Genomic DNA, 2,408 nt, shown 5'->3' with positions numbered 1-2,408 from the left:
CCATCGTCCACCACCAGGCCGGTGGCCAGCACAATGGCCAGCAGGGTGAGTATATTAATCGTAAAGCCGCAGGCGTACATAATAAAAAATGCGCCTATCAGCGATACCGGTATATCTATCAACGGGCGGAAGGCCATGAGCCAGTCGCGGAAGAACAGGTAAACGATCAGGATTACCAGCACGAGGGCTACGATCAGCGTTTCTTCCACCTCCTCAATAGATTTTTTAATGAAACGGGTATTATCCCTGGCGATGTTGGTTACAAAATCCGGCGGAATATCTTTCTTGATCTGCTCGTAGCGCCGGTAAAATTCATCGGCAATTGCCACGTAGTTCGAGCCGGGCTGCGGGCTAAGTGCCAGGGCAATCATGGGCACGCCCGACTCTTTCAGCACTGTTTCCTCATTTTCCGGGCCTAATACTGCCTGGCCAATGTCGCGCAGGTGAATCACGCGGCCGTCTACATTCTTAATGATGAGGTCGTCAAACTCCTCTTCGGTATCCAGCCGGCCAAAGGTGCGCACCGTCAGTTCCGTGGCATTACCGGCTATTTTGCCGGAGGGCAGCTCCACGTTCTCCCGCAGCAGGGCATCCTGCACATCGCTGGGGGTAAGGCTGTAAGCCGAAAGGCGGGCCGGGTCCAGCCAGATGCGCATCGCGTATTTTTTTTCACCCCAGATACGGATAGAGCTTACGCCGGGTATGGTTTGCAGCCTTTCCAGCAGCACGTTGTTGGCGTACTCGGTTACTTCCAGCTGGTTGCGGGTATTGCTCTGCACCGTCATGGCAATAATGGTTTCGGAGTTGGCATCCTCCTTGGTTACCACGGGCGGCGCATCCAGGTCGGGCGGCAGGTTGCGTAAAGCCTGTGATACTTTATCGCGTACATCATTGGCCGCGGCTTCCAGGTTTGTGTTCAGCTCAAATTCCACGGTAATGCTGCTGGTGCCCTGGCTGCTGCTGCTGGAAATGTTTTTGATACCGGCGATGCCATTGATCTGTTTCTCCAGCGGTTCGGTGATCTGCGTTTCGATAATATCCGAGTTGGCGCCTGCATAAGAGGTGCGCACATTTACAATGGGAGGATCTATGGCCGGAAAATCTCTTATCCCCAGGAAATTAAACCCTACCACACCAAAAATTACGATGATGATGTTCATCACAATAGCCAGTACCGGCCGCTTCAGGGATATGGATGGAAGACTCATAACACTTCGTTTTAATTACGAATTGTTCAATTACGGATTATGAATGAAAAAGCCGGTTGCCGCACGCCTGGTGCCTAACGTGGAATGCGTGAGCGGTAAGGCATTCATGCTGTCAGCGCATCGCGCAATTCGTAATTCGTAATTGACAATTGACTATTTAATATTATTGTACCTGATTACCATGCCGGGACGTAGCTGCATAATACCGCTGGTGATAACGGTATCGCCTACATTCAGGCCGCTTGTCACCTGTACATTGTTCTCGTCCCTTATGCCTGTTTCTATAATAACAAATTTAGCTTTACCACTGTCTGCCACAATTACGCTTTTATCCCGGGTGCCGGGTATTACGGCTTGTGAGGGTATCATAATGGCCTCTGGCATATCCCTGAGCGAAATGGTGATGCGGGCAAAGGCGCCCGGCAGCAGCTTACCGGCATTGGGCACAATGGCCCGGATGCGGATGGTGCGGGTAGCCAGGTCTATTTTCGGGTCCATGGCGTAAATGCTGCCTTTATAGACGTTATTGTCGCCGGCCACCCTGAAATCCACGGCATCGCCCAGCTTAATGGCAGTGCGGTATTTTTCCGGTATGGAAAAGTCGATCTTCAGCGGGTCTATCTGTTGCAGGGTGGTAATTACGGTGGTGGGCGATACAATGGCGCCCAGGCTCACATTGCGCAATCCAAGGCGGCCGTTAAAGGGGGCGCGCAGCTCTGTTTTCTGCAGCTGGGTGCGGGTATAGTCTATATCCGCACCGTAAGCGCTAACCTGGTTGCGGGTTACATCCACATCCTGCTGGCTGATGCCGTTTATCTTTAACAGGTTTTCCTGGCGTTCCAGGGTGGTTTTGGCCAGCTGTTGCTGCAGCTGCAGCTTTTGCAGCTGGGCTTTCAGGTCCTCATCATAGATCTTTACCAGCAGGTCGCCTTTTTTTACGTTTACGCCTTCCTTGAAATACAAACCTACAATGCGCCCGGTTATTTCGGGCTTTACCTCTACCTCCTCATTGCTTTGCAGGGTGCCGCTGGCTTCAATAGTTTGGGCCAGCTTGGTGGTTTTTACCACATAGGCATCGGTCAGCAGGGGCTTATTGCCGCCCGCGCCTTTGCCGCGTGCAGCGAGGCCGGCCGGTGTTTTTCTTTCACCATCGGCCACCTTTTTGTAAATGAAGAAAATAACAATTGCTGCTACTATAGC

Annotated in this window: 2 protein-coding genes; both read right to left on the bottom strand. The window is 52.1% G+C overall.

Annotated elements, in window-relative coordinates:
* On the bottom strand, nt 1-1,208 hold a 1,208-nt coding region (locus VFS25_RS14025; RefSeq protein WP_326462784.1), incomplete at its 3' end, for an efflux RND transporter permease subunit.
* A gap of 153 nt (nt 1,209-1,361) precedes the next feature.
* Nucleotides 1,362-2,408, bottom strand: a 1,047-nt coding sequence (locus tag VFS25_RS14020; protein ID WP_326462783.1) for an efflux RND transporter periplasmic adaptor subunit, incomplete at its 5' end; no start/stop codon positions are given.

Source organism: Chitinophaga sp. (assembly GCF_035761305.1).
GTDB lineage: Bacteria > Bacteroidota > Bacteroidia > Chitinophagales > Chitinophagaceae > Chitinophaga.
This window is presented reverse-complemented; position numbering and strand designations above follow the sequence as displayed.